General features: G+C 42.0%; 4 protein-coding genes. 3 read left to right on the top strand and 1 reads right to left on the bottom strand.

Annotated features, from left to right (window positions below; all coding sequences use genetic code 11):
- Positions 1-75 precede the first annotated feature (75 nt).
- The 3 genes from GC098_RS10340 (at position 76) to GC098_RS10330 (ending at position 1,718) form a co-directional block, all read left to right on the top strand.
- Positions 76-417, top strand: coding sequence for a DUF3139 domain-containing protein (locus tag GC098_RS10340; protein ID WP_056832449.1), 342 nt, complete (start codon positions 76-78; stop codon positions 415-417).
- 190 nt (positions 418-607) lie between these two features.
- Positions 608-1,300 (top strand): hypothetical protein, encoded by a 693-nt coding sequence (locus GC098_RS10335; RefSeq protein ID WP_171643091.1) that lies wholly within the window; start codon positions 608-610, stop codon positions 1,298-1,300.
- Positions 1,224-1,718 (top strand): helix-turn-helix domain-containing protein, encoded by a 495-nt coding sequence (locus GC098_RS10330; protein WP_171643090.1) that lies wholly within the window; start codon positions 1,224-1,226, stop codon positions 1,716-1,718. The genes GC098_RS10335 and GC098_RS10330 overlap by 77 nt, the downstream gene beginning before the upstream one ends.
- On the opposite strand, the gene GC098_RS39935 is transcribed toward GC098_RS10330, so the two are convergent.
- The gene (locus GC098_RS39935; protein WP_171643092.1) at positions 1,715-1,813 is read right to left on the bottom strand and encodes an AraC family transcriptional regulator; all 99 of its coding nucleotides are present in this window, start codon (positions 1,811-1,813) and stop codon (positions 1,715-1,717) included. The genes GC098_RS10330 and GC098_RS39935 overlap by 4 nt on opposite strands.
- Positions 1,814-2,164 lie beyond the last annotated feature (351 nt).

Below are 2,164 nucleotides of genomic sequence, written 5' to 3'. Positions count from 1 at the left end.
TTATATGTATTAGATTAAACTAATAACCAATAAATTAACAGCAGTAAAACAGAGAAATAACGGAGGTGTTAATCAGTGGTCAGAAAAGGAATCAAAATCTTGTTCATTGTTCTTTTTTTATTTTTACTGTACTCATCTGGTTACCTAACTTTCGAAAAATATCGTACTGGGGATATTATAAGTAGGCAAAACATGATTTCAGATACCATTTGGAAATTACAACAAGATGGTTATAAAAAAGAAGATATTTTATCTATTGGAATAAATTACTCATGGATGAAATCCCAAACTTATGAGACAGCTGTTATGTTTAAAGACGAACCTGACGTTACGTATTACTACTTTTGGAATAAAAAGAGTTCATCAATTGAACAAGGTGGCTATTCTGGAAAGGCGACTAAACATAAAACCTTTTGAATAAATCTAGTTGGGTAGTAATCCAGCTTTTTTGACTTTTATCATTGTCTTAACGTAGAACGCTAGCTAAGTTGAAACATATTCCATAATTTAGGCGTCTAATTGGTATTGAATCCGTGTAGGGTGTTGTATTAGCCGTCTGTTTTTTTGGGGGGCGATTTTCTTTTAGTCAAAAATAAGGAGTTGTGACATGAAAAAAAGAGCGCTACTTGTTGTAGTTATAGCATTATTCGGATGGGGGTCGGGTCGGGAAGTATCCGCAACAACAACCATAACGACCGAGGTTTCATCTCCAGCGAAGACAATTACCTTATTTGAAAACACAACCTTGCTGGGCGAAAACGGGCAGACTACCGGAATCATAGCCCCTCAAACGGTTACAATATTGGATAACGGTCAAAGGAGAGTTGGGCATGGAGAAGGATATTTGGTACCTATTTACTTGATCTCTACCTGGCTTGGAAAGGCATGGATTATGCCAGACAACGCGCTACTTGGAAATCAAATGCCGGTTGAAACGAGTCTGGAGATTTTCGGTGTGGAGTCACTCTATAGCGATCCGGGCCTTACCAAGCCTACAGGGATGCAATTGGCGCCGCAAACTGTAAAAGTTAAAGCAAAGTGGGATAACCGCTATTTGATTGAGACGATGAACGGAGAAAGATGGATCGCACCGCGTTACCCGGCGTTATTCGAGGTAAGCGAGGTCCAGCAGGAAGTCCAGTTAAAAAGTACGACGAAGCTTTTTCGTTCTCCAGATGGTTTGGAAACGGGATCCGCTTTGAGCCCCCAGAAGGTCATGGTGAATGAAGTCTGGCGAGATTGGTGCAGAATCGATTCCTGGTTGGGACCAGTCTGGTTCGAGCTTCAGCATACTGAGTAATAGGCTTCCGGTGATAAATTCGGTGGCCTATTCCGCTAACGGGCAGAAGGGAGATAAAAACCTAATCCATGGACATAAAGAAGATTGGGTTACTGAGGCAGTCGAATTTTTTCAGCTTCATTACACAGAGCAATTGAGTATCGAGCGTGTAGCAAGAATGGCCGGCGTACATCGCTCTCATTTTACGTTGACGTTTACCCAAAGAATGGGCTTGTCACCTCAACAGTACGTACAACAGCTGCGGATGGACCGGGCGAAGCAGCTTCTCTACGACCATTCGTTGACGGTTTCGGAAATCTCACAGTCCGTCGGATATCCAGACCTGTATGCGTTTTCGCGCGCATTTAAAAAGCATATCGGATGTTCGCCTAGCGAATATCGATCAAAGGATAAAGAGTGCGGAAGGTCTTGCTCCTAGATCGACTTGCGAAAATTCAACGGAGAAACGCCTACTTGCTTTTTAAACAACCGTGAAAAATAAAATACATCCTTAAATCCAAGGGAGTCCGCAATTTCCTGTAGCCATTATGCTTTTGCGCGATGCGTCGTAAGGTGGAGATTTCATCACCGATCAGGCAAAGGATCAGCCGCTCACATTGCTTAGCTGCAAAGCTATGTTAAAACGACACGTATGGTGCTAAAGCTCTCCTAATTAGGCAAGAAGGCTTGGATGGCATACTTTATCTGGCATCCATCGTTAAGCTAACGGGAGAACTATAGTTCAATCACGTCACGAAGGCAGCTGGCACACAATCGGCTGCCTTTGTCTGTTGAAGTAACGGGATAGCGGAACATCAGGATATATCGAATTTCAATAATCGAAATTACCCATTATATGGTATAATAGTAATCTAATCTAAATAT

Source organism: Paenibacillus phytorum (genome assembly GCF_013141715.1).
GTDB classification, from domain to species: Bacteria; Bacillota; Bacilli; order Paenibacillales; family NBRC-103111; genus Paenibacillus_E; species Paenibacillus_E phytorum.
The sequence above is the reverse complement of the archived record's forward strand: the minus strand, read 5'-3'. Positions and strand labels throughout refer to the sequence as shown.